The organism is Flavobacterium cutihirudinis (genome assembly GCF_003385895.1).
Taxonomy (GTDB): Bacteria; Bacteroidota; Bacteroidia; order Flavobacteriales; family Flavobacteriaceae; genus Flavobacterium; species Flavobacterium cutihirudinis.
This window is the reverse complement of the sequence record NZ_QRDQ01000007.1, coordinates 683,030-705,183: the sequence shown is the minus strand read 5'-3', so window position 1 is coordinate 705,183 and position 22,154 is coordinate 683,030. Positions and strand designations below refer to the sequence as shown.

Below are 22,154 nucleotides of genomic sequence, written 5' to 3'. Positions count from 1 at the left end.
TATATTATTTGTTTGAATTTCTGTGGTAAGTTTTACCGTCTAACCATTCCTGAACAGCTAACGCGTGTGGTTTAGGTAATTTTTCGTAAAATTTAGAAACCTCGATTTGCTCTTTATTTTCAAAAACTTCTTCAAGACTGTCATTATAAGTAGCAAACTCTTCTAATTTCTCAGTTAATTCTTTTTTAATTTCTGAATTAATCTGATTTGCTCTTTTAGCCATAATGGTAATTGCCTCATACACATTTCCTGTTGGCTCTTCAATAACTGTTTTGTTGTAAGTTATTGTATTAACAGGAGCATTCGTCTTTTTTAAATCCATGACTTTTATTTATTTAGTAAATTTTTGTAAATCTGTTTCAACTCTGGCATTCATTTCGTCTGCCTGTTTTTTATATTTCGTATCGCTTTTAAACTTAACTAAGTTATTGTAAGCTACTTTCGCCACATTTAAACGCTCTTCCATTTTTTGAGGAATACTGTTTACAGCCAACTGATATGCTGAGTCGTACTTGTAAAACAAAGCATCTTCTTTGTATGAAGTACCAGGAAAATCAGCAATAAAATTATCAAAAGCTACTAATGCAGATTTGTAATCTGAAATTGTATTATAACCTTTTGCGTTCTCGTAAGCTTTTCTCTCTAATTTACCATTCAGAATCTGAACCGCCTCATTAGCCTGAGCAATATATTCCGAATTTGGATAATTATCAATAAATGCCTGTAATTTTTCAAGCGCTTTTACTGTATCTGTTTGATCCAAACTATAAACTGGAGCTAATTTTGAATAACTATAAGCACCTAAAAATGCAGCTTCCTGCACTTTTTCACTTCGTGGATAACCTGAAACGAAACTTTCGAACTGATAGCCCGCTAAATAATACTGATGTGTTTTATAGTAAGATTGTGAAAACATATAAAAAAGCTTTTCAGCCTGAGGTTTACCTCTATAAGATGGCGCCAATTGTTCAAAAAGACGTATCGCTTTTGAATATTTACCCGCATCATACATTTTTGTTGCCATTTCGAACTTAGCTGCAACATCTTCATTTTTTAATGCCTTTTGGTAATCACTACAAGAACAAAAAAGGGCTACAACAATTAACAGAGATACGATTCTTTTCATTTTCTTACTTTTATTATGATTTCTTAGGCACTACGCCAAAGCAAAATCACACCGAAGTTTCGGTGGCAAATTTAGTTATTAATTTAGCGACTGCAAAATAATTTTTTAGTATCTTAAAATACTAACACTTTAACAATTATTTAATGCTGTTTTTTACAAACTCATTTAGTCGCTCTGCTAAAGAATCATCAACAGAAACCAATGGAAGACGAACAGTATTATCAGCAATTCCAAGGGCTTGGAAGATTTGTTTGATTCCGGCTGGATTTCCCTGCTCAAAAATCATGTCGATACTGTCTGATAAAAAATAATGTGTTTTAAAAGCGTCTACTGCTTTTTTATTCAATCCTAAACGAATCATTTCTGAAAATTCTTTCGGAAAACCTTGACCAATTACCGAAATTACTCCCGCTCCACCCGCTAAAACGATTGGTAATGCCAACATATCATCTCCAGAAATCACAAGAAAATCTTTTGGTGCATTTTTAATAATCTGCATAGCCTGAGCCATATCTCCAGCAGCTTCTTTAATCGCTACTACATTATCAAAATCATTTGCAAGACGCAACACTGTTGATGGCAACATATTACTTGATGTTCTTCCTGGAACATTATATAGAATTACAGGAATTGGAGAAGCTTCGGCAATTGCTTTAAAATGCTGATAAATTCCTTCCTGTGTTGGTTTATTATAATATGGAGAAACAGAAAGTATAGCATCAAAAGCAGAAAAATCTCTTGTTTTCAATTCTGATACTACCTGCATGGTGTTATTTCCGCCTACTCCTAAAACTAAAGGCAATCTTCCCTTATTCACGTCGATTACGGTTTTTATAACCAACTCTTTTTCAGCGTCGGTTAAAGTAGCGTTTTCTGCTGTTGTTCCCATAACAACAAGATATTCCACTCCTCCATCAATCGAAAAGTTAACAATACGCTGCAAAGCTTCGATGTCAACTGAAAAGTCTTTTTTAAATGGAGTTACAAGCGCAACACCAGTTCCTATTAATGATTGCATATTTTATTTTAATTTATTTTATTCTTTTTAAATACGTAAACAATTCTGAAATGAATAGTTTATAATTTTCCATTTTGGTATCAATCATCCAGCGATTTAATTTTAAATCTACTGAAGAAAAACCAACCTTAAATTTTGCTTTTGATTTACTTGTTATCAGTTTCAAAATTGTTTTTTCTAGATCATAATAACTAATCAAAAGATCAAATTCCCTTTCTGTAAATTCACTTAAAAAATCTACCGAAATTTCGCCCTTCCAATTGATATGTTTTTTGCCAAAAGTTGGTCGGGAATATGTTTTTTTCTCCTTAAATTTATTTCGGAATACAACAATTTCTATTTTTTCAGAAGCAATTCCCTGGGAGATTAATTCCTTTATCAACTCTTTCGAGAATCGAAAATTACTTTCATCTACCAACAAACCAATTGTTTGCACATTCCTTGTAAATACTTCGTTTTTGGCGCTACTCAGGTTTTTTTTTAATGATTTTTTTACAAAAAATTCCTTTATATAATTTAAAAACATAGTACTTTTACCAGATTACAAAATTAATTATTTAAGTCGCATTTAAGATGGTAAAACTAAAAAAGTATAACGGATTTTTGAAACTTTTTGTTATATTCTTAACATTGTTTTTTATTTTTTCCTGCAGTCCGAAGCAATATAATCTTACAAAGATTGAAGGAAAACAACTTCCGATAACTGAAAAAGGGCCACAAACTCCTGAAATTGAAAGCTTCATAAAACCATATCGTGATCATATTAATAAAGATTTAGACAGTGTTTTAGCCTATTGTCCTGAAACTTTAGACAAAAGCGTTGGAAAATGGCAAACTACTATTGGTTGCTTAATGGCTGATGTTTGTGTACAACGAGGAAATTTGGTTTTTAAGAAACGTGAAAACAAAACTATTGATTTATGCCTTTTAAATCATGGTGGTATTCGCGCTATTCTTCCAAAAGGAAATGTAACTACCAGAACTGCTTTTGAAATTATGCCTTTTGAAAACAATCTAGTTGTTCTAGGCTTGAAAGGAGAACAAATTCAGGAAATTGCTGCTTATATTATTAAGGAGAAAAAACCACAACCATTATCCGGAATGACATTTACAATTGCAAAAGACAAAACAGCTAAAAATATAATGATCCAGGGAAAACCTCTTGATCTAAACAAAATTTATTATGTTGCTACTAACGATTACCTTGCTAATCGTGGTGATAACATGAACTTCTTTGGTAAAAGCGTTGAGAAATATGATCTAAATTACAAACTTCGTGACGTATTGATTGATTACTTCAAAGAAGTAGACACTATTCCTGTGCTAAAAGATATCAGAATTACAGAAGAATAACATTTCAAGAAAAACTCAAATTACCCGCGTTCACGCAAAAAAATATATCCCATGAAAAGAAGAGAATTTATCGAAAAAACTGCAGCAAGTACTGCCTTATTAAGTTTAGGCTTATCTTTAAGCAGTTTTGAGTCTAACGATATCAAACATCTAACCGTTTTGCATACCAATGATGTTCATAGTCATATAGATCCTTTTCCGGCTGATGATCCTCGCAATGCAAACAAAGGCGGCGTATCTCGACGTGCGGCACTTATTGAAACTATCCGTCAGGAAAATCCGAATGTGCTATTATTAGACGCGGGAGATATTTTTCAGGGAACTCCGTACTTCAATTATTATGGAGGAGAACTTGAGTTTAAATTAATGAGCATGATGAAATATGATGCTTCAACCATAGGAAATCATGATTTTGATAATGGTCTTGATGGTTTATATGCTCAAATGCCACATGCCAAATTTGAATTTATCAATTCTAATTATGACTTTAAAAATACCGTGATGAACGGTCTTGTTAAACCTTATAAAATCTTCAACAAAAACGGAATTAAAGTTGGTGTTTTTGGCCTTGGTATTGAACTTGATGGTTTAGTAGACAAAAAAATGTATCAGGAAACTGTTTACAACGATCCTGTTGAAATTGCCCAAGATATGACGCAATTATTAAAGAAAGAGGAAAAATGCGATTTAGTGATTTGCCTTTCACATTTAGGATACAAATATCGCGACGAAGAATCTAAAATATCTGATTTAAAATTAGCCGAATTAACGCAGGATATCGATTTAATTATTGGTGGACACACGCATACCTTTCTTGACAAACCTACAATTGTAAAAAACAAAGCAGGAGAAAATGTTTTGGTAAATCAGGTGGGTTGTTACGGAATAAATTTAGGCAGAATTGATTTTTATTTTGATAAAAACAAAGCCCATACTAATCAGGGAAGATCAATTATTGTATAATACTTTTTTATTTGTTTTTACTTTTTCAAGAAAATACTCCGCCATAAAATAATAGGCAAATATTTGGGTAACATCCCGAATAAGGACTAGCACGATTGAATATGAAAAATATTCATTGAAAATGTAAAAGATATCAGAGAAAATATAACTTATTGCCATTAGTGACATTAAAAGCGCTAAATGAGTTCCTTTTGTAATATAACTTACAAAAGCATAATAACTTAAAACACTTAATACTATTCCGTAAAATGTGTATAAGAGGTTGAATTTTTTCATGTTATCCAGCTGAAGACTCAAAACAGAAACAAGCAGATAAACAATAAAAATAACTACAATTGAAATTGGGAGTATGTCTTTTCTTCTAAGTTTTATTCGTTCGTGATCTACAACGAAAAGCTTTATAATCAATAAATAAACGATTAAGAAGCTGATTACTCCTCCAATTTCAGAAATTTCGACTGCCATAAGATCAAAAACCTGACCTACAAAACAAAAGAAAAAAATCAACGCTTCCGTTTTTCTTATTTTAAATTCATTACTGATATAAAAATAAAAGAATATTGCAGGCAAAACGACAGCTTTAGCATAAATAGACAAAGCATCGTATTTCATACAATCAAAAATAATTGTAAAAAATAACGCTATAAAAAATAAAATTAACGATGGCTTATTCGCTTTCATTTAATTTTTTTATGAAATCTTCCTCAGACAATATAGGAATATTTAGTTTACTTGCTTTTTCTAATTTAGCCGGTCCCATATTATCTCCTGCCACTACAAAATCTGTTTTTGCAGAAATTGAACTTCCAACTTTACCACCGTTATCTTCTATCGTCTTTTTCAATTCATCTCTCGAAAATTGTGCAAAAACTCCAGAAACAACAAATGTTTTTCCAATAAATTTCTCGGTAGCATTTGGGTTAATTTTTTCTACTATTTCAAACTGAACACCATAACTTTTCAGACGTTCAATAATACGTTTATTTTCTTCATTCTCAAAAAATTCAATAACACTTTTGGCTATTCTTTCTCCAATTTCATCAACCAGAATAAGATCCATCAGCGATGCCTGACTTAATGCATCGATATTTTTGTAATGCTTCGCTAATTTTTTTGCTACAGTTTCTCCAACAAAGCGTATTCCCAAAGCAAATAAAACACTTTCAAACGGAATTTCTTTAGATTTTTCTACTCCTTTTACTAAATTTTCTGCCGATTTTTGAGCCATTCTTTCTAATGGCAAAATATCTTCAACCTTCAATTCATATAGATCAGCATAATTGTGTACCAATCCATTATTAAAAAGAAGCGCAACCGTTTCTCCTCCAAGACCTTCAATATCCATTGCTTTTCTTGAAATATAATGCTGTATGCGGCCAATAATCTGTGGAGGACATCCGTAAAAATTAGGGCAATAATGATTTGCTTCTCCCTCATTTCGAACTAGTTCTGTTTGACATTCAGGACAATGTGTAATATAATGTGTTTTCTCTGAATTTTCAGGACGTTTATCTAAATCAACTGCAATTATTTTTGGGATAATTTCTCCTCCTTTTTCTACAAAAACAGTGTCATTTATTCGAATATCCAGTTTTTCGATCTGATCTGCATTGTGCAAAGAAGCTCTTTTAACGATTGTTCCTGCCAATTGTACTGGTTCTAAATTTGCAACTGGAGTAATAGCTCCTGTTCGCCCAACCTGATAAGATATTGATTTCAGTTTCGTAGAAACTTGTTCTGATTTGAATTTATAAGCTATAGCCCAACGAGGTGATTTTGCGGTATACCCCAATTCTTCCTGATGCTGAATACTATTAACTTTGATTACAACACCATCTGTTTCATAAGGCAAATTGTGACGATGAACATCCCAGTAATCGATAAACTCAAATACTTCCTGCATGTTGCTAACCAATTTTGCTTCTTTTGGAACTTTAAATCCCCATTTTCGGGCACACTCTAAACCTTCGAATTGTGAAGAAAAAGGCAAATTATTTCCAGTAACAAAATAAAGAAGACATTCCAAAGGACGCTTAGCCACTTCAGCACTATCCTGTAATTTTAAACTACCAGAAGCAGTATTTCTTGGATTCGAATACGGTGTCTCTCCTATTTCGATTAGTTCCTGGTTCATTTTTTCAAAACCTGCATGTGGCAAAATAATCTCGCCTCGAATATCAAATTTGTCCGGATAATTCCCTTTTAATTGCAACGGAATTGATTTAATGGTTTTGATATTATTGGTAACCTCATCTCCCTGAAAACCGTCTCCGCGTGTTAATGCCTGAACTAATTTTCCGTTTTCGTACGTTATACTAATCGAAGCTCCATCGTATTTAAGTTCACATGTATATTCTAATTTTACGTTTCCTAAAACTTTTTGGATTCTGTTTTCCCAATCCAATAAATCTTCTTTTGAATAAGAATTATCCAGCGAGTACATACGGTATTGATGCGCTATAGTCTTGAAGTTTTTGGTTACAGCACCACCTACACGTTGTGTTGGAGAATGTTCATCAAAAAACTCGGGATGTTTATTTTCTAAATCCTGAAGTTCTTTTAATTTAATATCAAAGTCATAGTCTGAAATTGTAGCATTATCAAGCACATAATAATTGTAATTGTGCTGATTAAGTTCGTCTCGTAAGGCTTGAATTGTCTCTTGAATAGTCATAAGATATTAAAATGATGCTGATTGTATTTTTGAAAAACTGAACATCAAAATTAGGATTATTTTTTTTCAAAAACATTAAAAAACAAAACTTTTAAAAAATCAAAAATCAAGCTGCAAAATGATGCAACTTGATTTTCTTTTTGTCCATTATTCTAAAAGAATAATTAAACAAAACCAACTTCCAAATGGTTTTTTCGTTTTACACTTTAACCTGATTATAACATAATTAGATCGAGAATATAAAACTATTTTTGGATAATGATAAAGTCTGAACGTCTATTTAATAAATGCTCTTCTTCGGTACATTTTACACCGTTTTTGCATTTATTAATCAATCGGCTTTCTCCGTAGCCAATTGCACTTTCGATTCGGGCAGGATCAATATTCTGTGAAATTATATAATCTCGTGTGGATTTGGCTCTGTTATCAGATAGCTTCAAATTGTAAGCATCTTTTCCTCTTGAATCTGTATGTGATTCAATCTTGATTTTGATGTTCGGAAACTTCTGCATGATGAAAACTACCTTTGTTAATTCTTCGATTGCCAAAGGTGTAATATCGTATTTATCATAATCGAAGTAAATTGGTTTTACATCTACTTTTTCGACACCTTTTTTCTTCACAACCAAATCATCATAATTGCTAAGTTCAAAATTAACATCTTTAATTTCTCCCTCGTTTTCCATTGTAGTTTCAACTGTTTTTTCGTCGCTGCTGTAATTTGGTTTTGCAGCAATCATTTTTACAATTTTCCCGCAAGGAACTACAACAGCATATTTACCTTCGTAATTTGTTTTTGTTTCGGCTAAAATATCACTATACGAATTGTAAGCTATGATAGAAACATCTGTCAATGGCAATTTCGTTTTACGATCAACAGCAATGCCCGAAATACTTTGGTTGCAAACTGGTTTTCCTTTTACAAATGAGTAAATGTCGTCATCGCCTTTACCTTCTGCTCTATTTGATGAAACATAGCCGTAAGAATCTGAACCATCAATTATAAAAGTAAAATCGTCTTTATTGCTATTTATCGGCATTCCTAAATTTACCGGATCTGAGAAAGTTCCATCGGCCAAAAGCTTGCTTTCATACACATCTAAATCACCGTAACCGTAATGTCCATCAGAAGAAAAATAAAGTTTCCCATTTCGGAAATAAGGAAAAACTTCGTTTCCAATTGTATTAATTTTTGGACCAAGGTTTACCGGAGAACTCATTGTTCCGTCTGCGGCTATTTTTACATAATACAAATCGGTTTGACCATTACCACCTGTCATATCAGATGCAAAGAAAAGCCATTGTCCGTCTTCGCTTAATGAAGGATGTCCAACAGAATAATCATCATTATCAAAGAAAAGCTTCTGTGGATTTTCCAGCTTATTGTTTACAATATTTCCTTTAACAATTTGAAAATTATTGGTTTTGGTTTCATCAACCACCAATTTGTTCTTTTTTACAATGTTTGTTGAATAATAAATTGTCTTTCCGCTAGCATCAAACGAAGCAGTTGCTTCATGATATTTGGTCATGACATTTGGAAGAAATACCGTTTCATTATACAAACTTCCGTCGGCAGGATTTCTATCTGCTAAATAAAGATTCAAAAACGGCTGATTGTTCCAGGTGTACAATTTTTCGCTGAATTTAGTTGTATCTCTTGCAGAAGTAAAAACAATTCTGTCCTGAAAGAATGTGGCTCCAAAATCAGATTTACTGGTATTAATATCGAGATTTTTTACTTCATAAAGTGATTTCGTTTTCGCAAGGCTATCCATTTGCTTTTTTTGAGCCACATATCTATTAACCTCGTTCTGGTCTCCTTTTTTGGTCAGATATTCTTTTGTGATTTTATCTGCCTCTTCGTAATCCATAACTCCTTTCATAGACTGAATGTAGCGTAAATAGTAGATATCAGTTAAATTATTTCCCTGAACTTCGTATAACTTTTTATACCATTTAAGTGCATTTCTGGCATCAGAAATAAAGTAATACGAATCTGCTGCATTCTTTAAAGTCTGCGCTGATGGATTTTTGATGTTCTGTAAACATTCTTCATACGCTTTTGACGCATCTGCGTAAGCGAAATTTCTGAAGAGTGCATCCGCCTTTTTCAAATTAGTCTTCTGAGCAAAACTAAATGTAATGCTCAGGACTAAACTTAGGATATATATTTTTTTCATAGGATTTAAATTTAGAAGAATCGAGGAGATTTGATTTTGCGTTCGCCTTTATTAAACTGATAACGCAGGATAATTTCATGAGTTCCGTCGTTGTATTTATTAAGATCGCTTACTGTATAATCGAAAGCATATCCTATATAAAAACTTTGCGAAATCTGAAAACCTGCCAGTAAACTCACAGAATCATCTGTTCTGTAAGAAGCACCCGCAACAAATTTCTCGGCAATCATGAAGTTTGCAGAAATATCAGCTGTCAGAGGAGCTCCGGTAACTGCTTTTACTAAAAAAGCAGGTTTAAATTTCAGACTCGGACTCAAGTCAAAAACGTAGCCTCCCATGAAATAATAGTGCATACGATCATAATCAACCGATTCCTGAACATCATCATAATAACTGCTTTGGATAAAACTAGGAACAGAAGCTCCTACGTACCATTTATCAGTATAATAATAAATCCCGGCTCCAATCGCTAATTTTGCCTGATTGTCGATGTTCTGATTCAGCAAAACATCATTTGGATCGTAATATCTCCCTTTTGACCAATCTATATTTAACATTCTCATACCCGCTTTCAAACCAAAGGCTAATCTTTTTTCGTAACCCAAAGGAAGTGAATAAGCGAAGTTTCCATCAAGATAAAGTTCATCTGAAGGACCAATTTTGTCATTAACAATACTCAATCCTAAACCAATTTTCTCATTACTTAGTGGTGCTTGTATGGAGAATGATTGTGTTTCAGGCGCTCCAGAAATTCCAACCCATTGCGAACGGTACAAAAGTGCGGCTTCTAATGTGCCGGTAGACCCAGCATAAGCTGGATTTACCGCCATAGTGTTATACATATACTGCGTATACTCAGGATCTTGTTGTGCGTTTGCACAAAATGTTATTAAAGAACATACGAGAATAAAATATGTTTCTAATGATTTTATATATAGTTTCATAACGATACTTATTTAGTTTAATTAATTAGAGGATAATCCGGCTTACTTATCTCATTATAGATAACCATCCTTTTTTAACTCTTCCGTCTCCCATATCTATCACATAAAAATAAGTACCTGTTGGCAGCATATCTCCTCTACTAATTACTCCTGATACATTGGCAGTTCCATTCCAATCATTTTCATAATGCTTTTTGCTGTATACTAATGCTCCGTATCTGTTGTAAACCTTCAATTCATTATTCGGGAAGGTTTCAATACAATCAATTCTAAAGAGGTCATTTGCTCCATCATTATTAGGAGTGAACTCATTATAAACTGTTAAGCAAATAGGATCTACAGAAGCTGAAGCCGAATTGTTCGTTGCATCTACATCTATAGGAGTTGAAATTTCAATAGTAGCAACATTTAGGTAATTACCAGCCGGCAATACTTCGGCAACTATCGTTAGCGTTACGCTTTCTCCTGCGTCTAAAGTAGGAATTGTCCAAACTTGTGTTGTCGGATCATAGGTGCCTGCAGTAGTACTACTGCTCACCAAATCATAGCCACTTGGCAATAAATCACTTACCAAAGTGTTAATGAAATCACCTTCTCCAACATTATTTACAGTTACAGTAAATGTTACCTGCTCTCCAATATTTGGAGTTGGATTATTAACTGTGTTCGTAATTGTTAAATCTGAACAAGTAGCTACTACCACATCTAATGTTTTAGTTGTAGTTTCATCACAAGTATTGATGTAAGTAACTTTCACTGTACCTGGACCAACATCTGACCATGAAACTGTTACATTTCCATCAGCAGTTCCTCCGCCTGTAACGATTGTACCATTAGTAATTGACCATACGTAATTTGATTTTCCGTTTGCCACAGAATAAGTTACACCTTGGAAAACACATGGAGTATCGTCACTTGTAGTAATTGGAACCAAAGCATCATTTTCGAAGCTAATTGTTACACCTAATCTTGCCGCACGCTCACAGCCATTTGAATTATTATTAAGAGCTGCAGCATAATAAGTTGTAGCTGTTAAAGGTGTGTTGGCTGCTAAAGGTGTTCCGCCTGTAGCCGAAGCATACCATACAACATTTGTTTCGTTAACCAATATATTAGCAATTGTTGGCAATTTTGATAAACAGAAAGTCTGTGTTGTTCTAGGCGTTGTAATCACACCTGGAGTATTAACAGTTACTGTAATCGCCAATCTTACAGGATTTTCACAGTTCACTGTACTTGAAACTGCTCCATAATAAATACCATTAGTTAAAGCGGTAGTTGCCGGAATTGCTGTTCCGCCTGTCGCTGAACTGTACCAAACAACATTAGCTTCGTTAACCTGAATATTAGCCACTGTCGGTGCATTAATAGAACAGAAATCCTGTGTTGTGTCTGTTGTAGTTGGTGTTGCAGCTGGATTTGAAACCGTAACAGTTACCTGAAGACGGGTTGAACTTTCACAAGCTGTTATCGGATCTACAATGTTTCCAAAGTAAATTCCTGAAGTCAATGCCGTTGTAGCCGGAATTGCTGTTCCTCCTGTTGCACTGCTGAACCAAGTTACACCACTTTCATTTACCTGAATACTAGCAATTGTTGGAGCGCTTGTTGAGCAAAAACTTTGAGCTGTATTTGTCGTAGTTGGATTAACAGTGTTTCCAATCGTAACCGTTACTTTTAGTCTTACTGTGCTTTCACAACCTGTTGTAGCATCTTTTAAAGCTGCATAATAATCTCCATTTGCTAAAGCTGTTGTTGAAGCTATTAATGAACCTCCTGTTGCAGCATTGTACCAAACTACATTCGTTTCATTTACCTGAATATCAGCAACCGTTGGATTATTTCCTGAACAGAATACCTGAGAAACTGAAGTTGTTGTAGGCGTAGGAAGATCACTAACATTGATCGTTACTGATAATCTTACAGCACTTTCGCAACCTGAGGTAGGATTTTTGATTGCTGCAAAGTATGTTCCGTTAGTCAATGCATTAGTTGACGGAATTAAAGTTCCTCCATTTAATGCAGTATACCAAACAATATTACTTTCATTCAACTGAATACTTGCAAATGTAGGCGCATCAATTAAACAGAAATTCTGTGTTCCTGCTGTTACAAGGCTCGGTGTTCCTGGATCTGTTACACTAACAGCAACTTCCAGTCTTACGTTACTTTCGCAATTTGTAGTTGCATTTAAAATAGAAGCAAAATAAGAACCTGTAGTCAAAGCAGTTGTAGCAGCAATTGGTGTACCACCTGTAGCAGAACTGTACCAAACTATACTTCCTCCTGTTGGCGAATCAATCTGAATATCGGCAACAGTTGGAGCGTCAACCAAACAGAAATCTTGTGTCAAGTCACCTGATGTTGGTGTTCCAGGATCAGTTACACTAATTGCGATCGCCAATCTAACATTGCTTTCGCAATTAGTTGTTGGATCTTTGATTGCTGCATAGTATGTTCCAGTTGCTAATGTTGCTGTTGAAGCAAGCAAATTTCCTCCGCTTAAAGCGTCATACCAAACGATATTTGTAGCAGGACTTGCGTCGATGCTTGCCACTGTTGGTGCATCAATTAAACAGAAATTCTGAGTAGTATTTGTGATTACTGGTGTTCCAGGATCCGTTACACTTATCGCGATTGCCAATCTAACATTGCTCTCACAATTTGTTGTTGGATCTTTGATTGCTGCATAGTATGTTCCGGTTGTTAATGTCGCTGTTGAAGCAAGCAAGTTTCCTCCGCTTAAAGCGTCATACCAAACAATATTTGTAGCCGGACTTACGTCGATACTTGCCACTGTTGGCGCATCCACTAAACAGAAATCCTGAGTAGTTTTTGTGATTACTGGTGTTCCAGGATCCGTTACACTGATCGCGATTGCTAATCTAACATTGCTTTCGCAATTTGTTGTTGGATCTTTAATTGCTGCATAGTATGTTCCGGTTGTTAATGTTGCTGTTGAAGCAAGTAAGTTTCCGCCAGTCATTGCATCATACCAAACGATATTTGTAGCTGGAGTTACGTCGATGTTTGCCACTGTTGGTGCATCAATTAAACAGAAATCCTGAGTAGTATTTGTGATTACTGGTGTTCCAGGATCAGTTACACTAATTGCGATTGCCAATCTAACATTGCTTTCGCAATTAGTTGTTGGATCTTTGATTGCTGCATAGTATGTTCCAGTTGTTAATGTCACTGTTGAAGCAAGCAAGTTTCCTCCGCTTAAAGCATCATACCAAACGATATTTGTCGCTGGAGTTACGTCGATGCTTGCCACTGTTGGTGCATCAATTAAACAGAAATCCTGAGTAGTATTTGTGATTACTGGTGTTCCAGGATCGTTAACATTGATTGCAATTGCCAATCTAACATTGCTTTCACAATTTGTTGTTGGATCTTTGATTGCTGCGTAATATGTTCCAGTTGCTAATGTTGCTGTTGAAGCAAGTAAGTTTCCTCCGCTTAAAGCGTCATACCAAACGATATTTGTCGCTGGAGTTACGTCGATGTTTGCCACTGTTGGAGCATCCACTAAACAGAAATCCTGAGTAGTATTTGTGATTACTGGCGTTCCAGGATCCGTTACACTGATCGCAATTGCCAATCTAACATTGCTCTCACAATTTGTTGTTGGATCTTTGATTGCTGCATAGTATGTTCCGGTTGCTAATGTTGCTGTTGAAGCAAGCAAGTTTCCTCCGCTTAAAGCGTCATACCAAACAATATTTGTAGCCGGACTTACGTCGATGCTTGCCACTGTTGGTGCATCTACCAAACAGAAATCCTGTGAAGTATTTGTAATAACAGGTGTTCCAGGATCGGTTACACTGATCGCGATTGCCAATCTAACATTGCTTTCACAATTTGTTGTTGGATCTTTGATTGCTGCGTAATATGTTCCGGTTGTTAATGTTGCTGTTGAAGCAAGTAAGTTTCCACCATTCATTGCATCGTACCAAACGATATTTGTAGCCGGGCTTACGTTGATGCTTGCCACTGTCGGCGCATCCACTAAACAGAAATCCTGAGTAGTATTTGTGATTACCGGAGTTCCAGGATCGTTAACATTGATTGCAATTGCCAATCTAACATTGCTTTCACAATTTGTTGTTGGATCTTTGATTGCTGCGTAATATGTTCCTGTTGTTAATGTTGCTGTTGAAGCAAGTAAGTTTCCTCCGCTTAAAGCGTCATACCAAACGATATTTGTCGCTGGAGTTACGTCGATGTTTGCCACTGTTGGAGCATCCACTAAACAGAAATCCTGAGTAGTATTTGTGATTACTGGCGTTCCAGGATCCGTTACACTGATCGCAATTGCCAATCTAACATTGCTCTCACAATTTGTTGTTGGATCTTTGATTGCTGCATAGTATGTTCCGGTTGCTAATGTTGCTGTTGAAGCAAGCAAGTTTCCTCCGCTTAAAGCGTCATACCAAACGATATTTGTAGCTGGAGTTACGTCGATACTTGCCACTGTTGGTGCATCTACCAAACAGAAATCCTGTGAAGTATTTGTAATAACAGGTGTTCCCGGATCACCGACCGTAACATTTACGATAGATCTAACAGAGCTTTCGCAACCAACAACATCTCTTATGGCTCCATAATATATTCCTGTTGCTAATGCTGTTGTCGATGCAATTAAATTTCCTCCATTTACAGCATCATACCAAACTACATCTGCTTCGTTAACCTGAAGATCTGCAACCGTTGGCGCATCTACCAAACAGAAATTCTGATTGTAACTAGTAGATGTTGGTGTAGGCGGATCGTTAACGATTACCGTAACCGCTTTTAATTCACCATTTTTATTCTGACAAGTATTATCACTTGCTACTGCTACATAATATGTAATTGGACTCATAGCAGTAGTTAAACCAGAAGCTGTTAAAGCTCCTGTACTACTTATACTATACGTTACATTGCTAATTGTCCCGTTAGAAATAGGTTGTGTTTTATTTTCATCTAAATACCAAAAGAATACCGGATTAACTAAATTACTAGATGGTGTTAAAACGGCGTCACTATCATGACAGATTGTAGCATTATCGGCAACAATATCTGTAATCAAAGAGCTTGGCAAGATTGTAAATGTAACTTGTGTTCTGTCTGCCGGAGCAGTTTCACAATTTACATCAGAACGAACACCAACATAATACGTATAAGTCCCAGGCGTTAATCCAGTTAGATTTAATTTAGAAGCTGTTTCTCCCACTATTAAATTACTTGTTGTACCATCAAAACTATACCATGAATATACTGGATTCGCAAGTACTGGAGTTCCACTTAAAACTGCATCCAATGTAACTTTTCCATCTTCAGCACAAATAACGGAACTGTTTCCTCCATTTACTGTTATGTTAGTGATTGCTCCTGCCGGAGTAGTAGCAGTAACAACTACTGTCACTAATCCTCTTTCTAAAGCCGCACAACCGTAACGAATTGGCTGAACATAATATTTATAAGTTCCTGCTGCAATTGTAGCCGGAAGTGTAAAGGTCTGACCACTTGCTACCACATTTCCGCCAGTTGGAGAATCATACCAAACATAATCTGCACATGATTTAGGCGGTACTTTGAGTGTAATATCTGTACCGGGACAAACCGTTACTTTATTATCAGGGTCACCTCCTATGACCTCGGTATTTGTTGTACGATCAATCGTATGAACTCTTAACTGATCTAAGACAGTAGCAACTCCTCCTAAACTAATAACAACTTTGTCATAAGGTTGGGTTTGAGGGGCAATAAGTGTCATTGCCATGGTATCGGCAGAAAGTAATTTTAAAGTCAATAAACCTGACGAATTGGTGATTGGACCTCCGACAGCAATATTTCCTGAATAAAGCTGAACCGTAAATCCGTTAAGCAAGCCTAGACTTAAAACTGTTCCCGGTTTCGAAATCACAATTCTAAGTGTATCACCAACCATTGATGGTGTTCTAAATTTTGCTGAAAGTTGCGCATTAGCAAGTACTCCAACTGCATTAAACATTGTTGCATAAGTAGATACGTCTCCATCAGCAACATTCCATGCATTAGAAACACCAACTGTAGAAGTTAAAACTCCAAGACCAAGATCTTCAACTCCATAAAAAATATCTTCAATATCACCTTGCCCACATACAATTTGATCTACTTTTTTCTCATAGTGTGCATCATAAACATTTACATTCTGTGCGAGACTTGCAATTGATCCTAATTGTACTCGGATACCATCATAATCCTGAGGTCCGGAATTGTTAGAAGGAACAAAAGTAAATTCAAATGAGTTTTGACCTGGTAATAAATTCAATAATGATCCTGATACTGTCTGTAATGTTCCAATATCAATAGGATTATTTGATGCATTACGTTTAGTACCTATTACAGTAAGACTTTGGCCAACTGCTAATGCACTATACTCTAAACCAACTTTCACTGTTACCGGAGTTCCTTTAGTAATAGTGGTTGGCCATTGCAGATTCTGCCATGTAGTTCCTATTCCTAAAAGTCCTAATCCTGTAGTTATTGTAGAATAAGTACTAGGATCTCCATCTACAGCCAAAGGTCCGTTTGATACTCCACCTGTAATAATTGATGCTGACGATTGAGTAGTAGCATACACTCTTTCAAACAATGAATCACAAGTTGCAGGATCTATAACACTTATTGTTACTGTTTGACTTGTAGTACAAGTTCCAATACTTGCTATTACGGTATAAGTAAATGTTCCTACAGTATTTAAAACACCTGTATTATTTGAAGGCAAAACATTTCCTTGCGGATCATACCATGTTATTGTTCCATTTGATGTTGCTGCTAATGCTACTGAAGTTCCTTTTGTAACCGCTATTGAACTGGTTACTCCTGTTAATGTTGGCAAAGGATTAACGGTAACAGTAACAGGTAATTTTGCTGACGGACAAGCAACACCATTTGTTTGAGCCTGAATAAAATAATTACCGCTACTCAAAATATTTGTCGCAGCCTGCTCTGTAATTGGATTATCTGCTGAATCAAAGAAAGTATAAGTTGTATTTCCTAAGTTATCAAAATTTGTGATAGCGTCTTTTAAACTTGCTTTAGCACATGCAATCAAAGGAGATGTAACTGTTAAGTCAGAAGCTGCCGGAAAATTAATCACAACTGGTTTTAAAGAGCCAACCGGATTTTCACAAACTCCTCCATTAAGTACAGATACATAATAAGTATAAGGAGCATTGCCTCTTGTAAGACCGCTAATAGTAAGTGCACCCGTCACAGGATCTTTAGAATAGGTCAAATTCCCTACAGTTCCAGTCACAATTTCGGTCGTTTTATTTTGAGTTGTATAATATTTGAAAGTTGCTCCTGCTAAAGCAGATGTTGGAGTCAATACAATTCCTCCCGCACAAGAAGCGGTTAAAGGACTTGTAATTGTAATATCATTAGCAGTTGGAATTGCTAATACATTAACCGTAACAGGTTGACGCACACTATTAATACAAGTACCACGTGCCGCCTCTAAATAATAAGTCGTATTTGCTGTTAATGGACTAGTTGGATTAACAGCAACCGGATTACCTCCCGTTGGAGCATCATACCATGTAAATGTTTCTGATCCTGTAGAAGTAGCAGTTAAAGTAGCAGTTCCTCCTGAACAAATAGGCGATGATGCACCAGTTATTGTAGCATTTGGAAATCTATAGGAAGCCCCATAAACATTCAAAGTAGTCAACAAACCAACTAAAGCTCCCAATCTAATATCAACTCTGTCAAATGCTGCAGTTGCTGGATAGCTAACTTTAAATCTATTTCCTGATAATACTTGTAAATTCAATAGATTATTGTTTACGGCAAGTCTACCAGGATTTTCTACTCCTAAATTTGAAGTTCCTATACTTACAGATCCCAATAATGCAATATCAGCAAGACCACCAGGTAATTCTAATTCGACATCAATAATATCTCCCGTTTGACCAGGTGTTAAAAAAGTTAGTTCCTGTTGTATGTATGAATTAAGTACTCCCGCAGTTATAGTTAGAGAAGAAAATGTATTTGGAAGTGTATCAACGGCGTTAGGCCCATTAATTCCATTACACGCAACACATAATAAACCAGGATCAACAGTTATTGCTTGCGTACTTGGCTGTAAACAACTACTAACCGTGTTTATAACCGTAACAGTAATAGCAGCTCGCGTACTACTTGGGCAATCCGTTGTTAAATCTCTTGCTTCAACATAAAATGTTTTGTTTGCAGTTAAAGCCGGACTCGGTGAATAAGTACTTCCAGTAGCTAAGGAAGCCCCTCCTGTTGCAACATCATACCAAGTATAGGTAAACCCGGGAGTATTGGTAACTGCCAGCGTTACATTCTGACCGGATTGAATAACCACATTTGAAGATACCGGAACTGGTGCTGCTGGTCGTGCATTTACATTTACACTCACAGCGGTACGTGTTGTACTTACACAAGTACCAATTACTGCTTCTACATGATAAGTGGTAGTTGCAGTCAAATTAGGAGTTGCGAAAATTTCACCTGTAAAAACTAAATTCCCTCCAGTTGCAGCATCATACCAATTGTAAGTTGTACCGGCAACCGGCGATTGAATTGTTATGGTTGTAGACGCTCCACTACATAAATTAGAAGGACTTGCAACTACTGTTGAGGGAGCCACAGGATTATTTACTGTAACAATTACAGGATTTCTTACGCTATTAACACATCCATTACGTGTAATTTCAGTATAAAAAGTAGTTGTTGTATTTAAAACAGATGTGGTATATGCTGCTGTAGAGGTCAACAAATTTCCTCCAGTTATAGCATCATACCAGTTTACAGTCTCACCAACTTCCAAATTTGCTGTCAAAGTTGTTGTCTGTCCTGCACAGATGGTTTTATTACCAGTAACGGTTGGCGCTTTATATCTATATGTTGCCTGATAAATATCTAAATTTGTAAGTACGGTTAAAGTACCTCCCAATCTAATCTCTACACGATCAAATGTCCCTCCTGCAACGATACTTGCTCTAAATCTGTCACCTGATAATAACTGTAAAGACACTAAGGTGTTGTTTATAAAAACTCTGTCATTATTAAAAGTTGACCCATTGTAAGTTGCCAGACTAACTGCTCCAAGTAAAGAAACATCAGCAATTCCTCCAGGCAAAGCAAGTTCGACATCTATAATATCATCTTTTTTTCCAGAATTATTAAATTGTAATGTTTGTTGAATCCATCCGTTTAATAAACCTGCCGGAAGAGTAAGTCTTGCAAAGGTTGCAGGATTTCCATCAACTGAATTATTTGGTGTTGTAGTAGAACATAATAAACATATTCCGAATTGAGACGTTTGCTGACTGTTTGCTTCCAAACATGTTCCCAACGGATTTGGTAAAACAGTTATCGTCACCGGTACTCTTGAAGCACTTACACATCCTCCAGTACTATTACGTGACTCAATATAATAAGTCTTAGTAGCTGTTAAAATTGGAGTTGTAAAAGTATTAGAATCACCTAATAATTTAGTTCCTCCCGTTGGTACATCATACCAATCTAAAACAACTCCCGCTTCTGATGTTGAAGCGCTTAGAGTTGCATTCTGTCCTGATAATATTGATACGCTTTGTGTTAACACAGTTGCTAATCCTGGAACAGGAGTAGATGTAACACTTACTTTAGTTCGGGCTGATTTGCAAGAACCAATCGCAGCTTCTACATAAAAATCAGTAACACCTACCGGAACAGTTGGTGTATAAGTATTGTTTGTAGTTAATGCCGTTCCCCCCGTGGCAACATTGTACCATGAATAAGTAGTTCCCGGAACAGGATTTATAACGGAAAGTGTAGTCGCTTGAGTCGCGCTCGAAGAGCAAATTGAAGTTCCGGTCGCACTTATTGAAGGTTGTATCGGTTCTATAACATTTATAGTTACAGGAAGTCTGGAATCGCTTTCGCAACCAGCATTTCTTGAAGTACTTACATAATAAGTTGTAGTAGCTGTTAAAGCGGGTGGCGTATACGTCGAAGTAGTTGAAAGTGGCGTAGTTGCAGTTGGTGTATCGTACCATGCAATTGTTGTCCCCGTTACAGGTGTAGCGGAAAGAGCAATAGATTGGCCAAAACAAACAGATTGTGTTTCTCCTCCTGCAATAGTTGGTGTAGCAAATTGCAATCGCACATCATAAATCCTTAAATTAACCAATGCAGACAAAAGTCCACCCGATTGAATTTGAACCTGATTTGCATTTCCCGGTAGCGTATACTTTATTACTGCAATATTTCCTCCGGATAATAAATTTAGATTTAAAATTGGATCATTCAACGCAATTGGCGAACCAACATTTGTAGTACCGTTCTTTGCCTGAATAGTAGCATTTGCTAAAACACCGACATCCAATAAACCGTTGCCTTCACCCAAATAGATTACTATTTGATCTCCGGCCATCGCAGTTTGATTAAAATGCAATGTTTCCTGCGCAAAACAGCCTAAGCCGAGCACGTTCGTAATAGATGCATAAGTTGACATACTCGAATCAAATGCATTATTTGGATTCGTTACACTCATTCCTACACATAAAAGACCGCCAGTACTATTAGTCTGTGAGTCTGGTCTACAAAAAGTTTGCGCAATACTTAAATTGCAAAAAAGCAATAAAAAAAGCAAACTAAACAATCTCTTCTTAACAAGGAGATCATAAAAAGTAAATTTTTTTTTCATAATTTGGAAGATTAGAAAATGGACAATAAAATACCTGTTGCGATAAGCACGTATGCTTAGGCAATTCAAAAAACACTAATAATCAACTGCTTAGAATAAAACTTAAAATTCTAAAACTTAGAACTTTAAATTATATCCCAAAAAAAATACATGGAATGTCGCGTTCACTTTATAGTAAACCAAAAAGCATTTTTATATCACTTTAAAACAAAAATGTCTTAACTTTTAGGAAATAAAGATCTGAATCAGTCTTCCAAAAGGAGCGATTTATTAAATGCTTAATTTTCAAAAAAGAAAATTTAAGTTGAGCTAAACGGGGGGAATTTTATTATTATATAGAATACCTCAATATTCAAAGAAGTTGATTAGTCCTCTGAGAACTTTTCGCTATTTTAAATTAGTCATTTAATTTAAAATAATTGAGATACGATTTTTTGATCCTTATCCATCTGTTTGAGACGAATAAACACAAAAAAGTTTTTCACTCACAAAATCGCCGATTGGGATTTGAAAATGAAAAACTTGAACTATTATAATTTTTATGAAATATATTAGTTGAAATAAAATTTACTATAGAAGTAAATTCAAAAAAGATAAAAAATGAGACTAACAGAATTTGAATCGCAAATACGAACTTAATAATTAGAGTAATTGTCATTTCCATATGCAAACTAATTTAAGTTATTTAATACAGGCTTATTATTACACAGACTTTTTTAATTGACAACATTAAACAAAAACAAGTTTTAAAGATGGTTTCAAAAAGACATCAGACTATTTTGTTTAACTTTTATTATTCTAAAATTAAGGAAAAGAAAAATACAAAACAAGCATACTTTTGATCTTCGAAGTAAATACAACAGTATAGAAGTATCAAAAACGGCGTTTTTTATAGGAAAAAGTAGCTATTTCAAGGCAATAAACGGATTGTAGAATTAAAACTACAAAAGCAAAAGATTAGACAAAATTGAAATATTTAAAGTAAAATCCTACATTGTAAAGGATTTTTATCAGCTCTAATTTAACAAATTCAAAAAACAACAGACAAAACCTACATTATTTTAATCAAAATCCTAAATTATTGCTTCTTTATAAAAAAACACGTAAAAGTACCTGTTTAAAAAAACAATAAAAATTAAACAACTGTTAAAAAAATACAAAAAGGCTAAACAATGAAAATTCCATTTGTTTAACCTTTTATTG

Annotated in this window: 11 protein-coding genes; 2 read left to right on the top strand and 9 right to left on the bottom strand. The window is 35.2% G+C overall.

Translation table 11 applies throughout. From position 1 onward, the window contains the following. Positions 1–4: 4 nt before the first annotated feature. The 4 genes from BD847_RS03060 to BD847_RS03045 form a co-directional block, all read right to left on the bottom strand. Positions 5–322: a DNA-directed RNA polymerase subunit omega gene (locus BD847_RS03060; RefSeq protein WP_012025451.1), complete on the bottom strand. Its 318-nt coding sequence runs from the start codon at positions 320–322 to the stop codon at positions 5–7. A 9-nt stretch (positions 323–331) separates the two neighbouring features. Further along, entirely contained in the window at positions 332–1,126 is a 795-nt protein-coding gene (locus tag BD847_RS03055; protein WP_115886781.1) for an outer membrane protein assembly factor BamD, read from the bottom strand. A 136-nt stretch (positions 1,127–1,262) separates the two neighbouring features. After that, positions 1,263–2,144, bottom strand: a complete 882-nt coding sequence (gene dapA, locus BD847_RS03050; RefSeq protein ID WP_115886780.1) for a 4-hydroxy-tetrahydrodipicolinate synthase — start codon at positions 2,142–2,144, stop codon at positions 1,263–1,265. A gap of 13 nt (positions 2,145–2,157) precedes the next feature. Next, positions 2,158–2,670 carry a DUF6913 domain-containing protein gene (locus tag BD847_RS03045; RefSeq protein ID WP_115886779.1) on the bottom strand — a complete coding sequence of 171 codons (513 nt, stop codon included), beginning with the start codon at positions 2,668–2,670 and terminating at the stop codon, positions 2,158–2,160. A 47-nt stretch (positions 2,671–2,717) separates the two neighbouring features. On the opposite strand from BD847_RS03045, the gene BD847_RS03040 reads away from it, so the two are divergent. Next, positions 2,718–3,497, top strand: coding sequence for a 5'-nucleotidase C-terminal domain-containing protein (locus tag BD847_RS03040; protein ID WP_115886778.1), 780 nt, complete (start codon positions 2,718–2,720; stop codon positions 3,495–3,497). A 51-nt stretch (positions 3,498–3,548) separates the two neighbouring features. Then, positions 3,549–4,460, top strand: a complete 912-nt coding sequence (locus tag BD847_RS03035) for a bifunctional metallophosphatase/5'-nucleotidase (protein WP_115886777.1) — start codon at positions 3,549–3,551, stop codon at positions 4,458–4,460. Here BD847_RS03035 and BD847_RS03030 read toward each other — a convergent pair. The 5 genes from BD847_RS03030 to BD847_RS03010 all read right to left on the bottom strand — a co-directional run bounded on the left by BD847_RS03030 (position 4,446) and on the right by BD847_RS03010 (position 20,951). After that, entirely contained in the window at positions 4,446–5,141 is a 696-nt protein-coding gene (locus BD847_RS03030; RefSeq protein WP_115886776.1) for a lysoplasmalogenase family protein, read from the bottom strand. The two genes, BD847_RS03035 and BD847_RS03030, sit on opposite strands and share 15 nt — an antisense overlap. Further along, positions 5,128–7,134 (bottom strand): NAD-dependent DNA ligase LigA, encoded by a 2,007-nt coding sequence (ligA, locus tag BD847_RS03025; RefSeq protein WP_115886775.1) that lies wholly within the window; start codon positions 7,132–7,134, stop codon positions 5,128–5,130. The genes BD847_RS03030 and ligA overlap by 14 nt, the downstream gene beginning before the upstream one ends. Positions 7,135–7,379: 245 nt before the next feature. Beyond that, a complete protein-coding gene (locus tag BD847_RS03020; protein WP_115886774.1) occupies positions 7,380–9,317 on the bottom strand; it encodes an OmpA family protein in 1,938 nt (645 codons plus the stop codon). 11 nt (positions 9,318–9,328) lie between these two features. After that, positions 9,329–10,261, bottom strand: coding sequence for a PorP/SprF family type IX secretion system membrane protein (locus BD847_RS03015; RefSeq protein WP_115886773.1), 933 nt, complete (start codon positions 10,259–10,261; stop codon positions 9,329–9,331). Positions 10,262–10,307: 46 nt separating this feature from the next. Beyond that, positions 10,308–20,951, bottom strand: a complete 10,644-nt coding sequence (locus BD847_RS03010; RefSeq protein WP_115886772.1) for an Ig-like domain-containing protein — start codon at positions 20,949–20,951, stop codon at positions 10,308–10,310. Between the last annotated feature and the right edge of the window lie 1,203 nt (positions 20,952–22,154).

Excerpts from the sequence above, each read along its gene's own strand:
- BD847_RS03060 (WP_012025451.1), bottom strand. The coding sequence starts at position 322 with ATGGATTTAAAAAAGACGAATGCTCCTGTTAATACAATAACTTACAAC.
- BD847_RS03045 (WP_115886779.1), bottom strand. The coding sequence starts at position 2,670 with ATGTTTTTAAATTATATAAAGGAATTTTTTGTAAAAAAATCATTAAAA.
- dapA (WP_115886780.1), bottom strand. The coding sequence starts at position 2,144 with ATGCAATCATTAATAGGAACTGGTGTTGCGCTTGTAACTCCATTTAAA.
- BD847_RS03055 (WP_115886781.1), bottom strand. The coding sequence starts at position 1,126 with ATGAAAAGAATCGTATCTCTGTTAATTGTTGTAGCCCTTTTTTGTTCT.
- BD847_RS03020 (WP_115886774.1), bottom strand. The coding sequence starts at position 9,317 with ATGAAAAAAATATATATCCTAAGTTTAGTCCTGAGCATTACATTTAGT.
- BD847_RS03015 (WP_115886773.1), bottom strand. The coding sequence starts at position 10,261 with ATGAAACTATATATAAAATCATTAGAAACATATTTTATTCTCGTATGT.
- BD847_RS03030 (WP_115886776.1), bottom strand. The coding sequence starts at position 5,141 with ATGAAAGCGAATAAGCCATCGTTAATTTTATTTTTTATAGCGTTATTT.
- BD847_RS03010 (WP_115886772.1), bottom strand. The coding sequence starts at position 20,951 with ATGAAAAAAAAATTTACTTTTTATGATCTCCTTGTTAAGAAGAGATTG.
- BD847_RS03040 (WP_115886778.1), top strand. The coding sequence starts at position 2,718 with ATGGTAAAACTAAAAAAGTATAACGGATTTTTGAAACTTTTTGTTATA.
- ligA (WP_115886775.1), bottom strand. The coding sequence starts at position 7,134 with ATGACTATTCAAGAGACAATTCAAGCCTTACGAGACGAACTTAATCAG.
- BD847_RS03035 (WP_115886777.1), top strand. The coding sequence starts at position 3,549 with ATGAAAAGAAGAGAATTTATCGAAAAAACTGCAGCAAGTACTGCCTTA.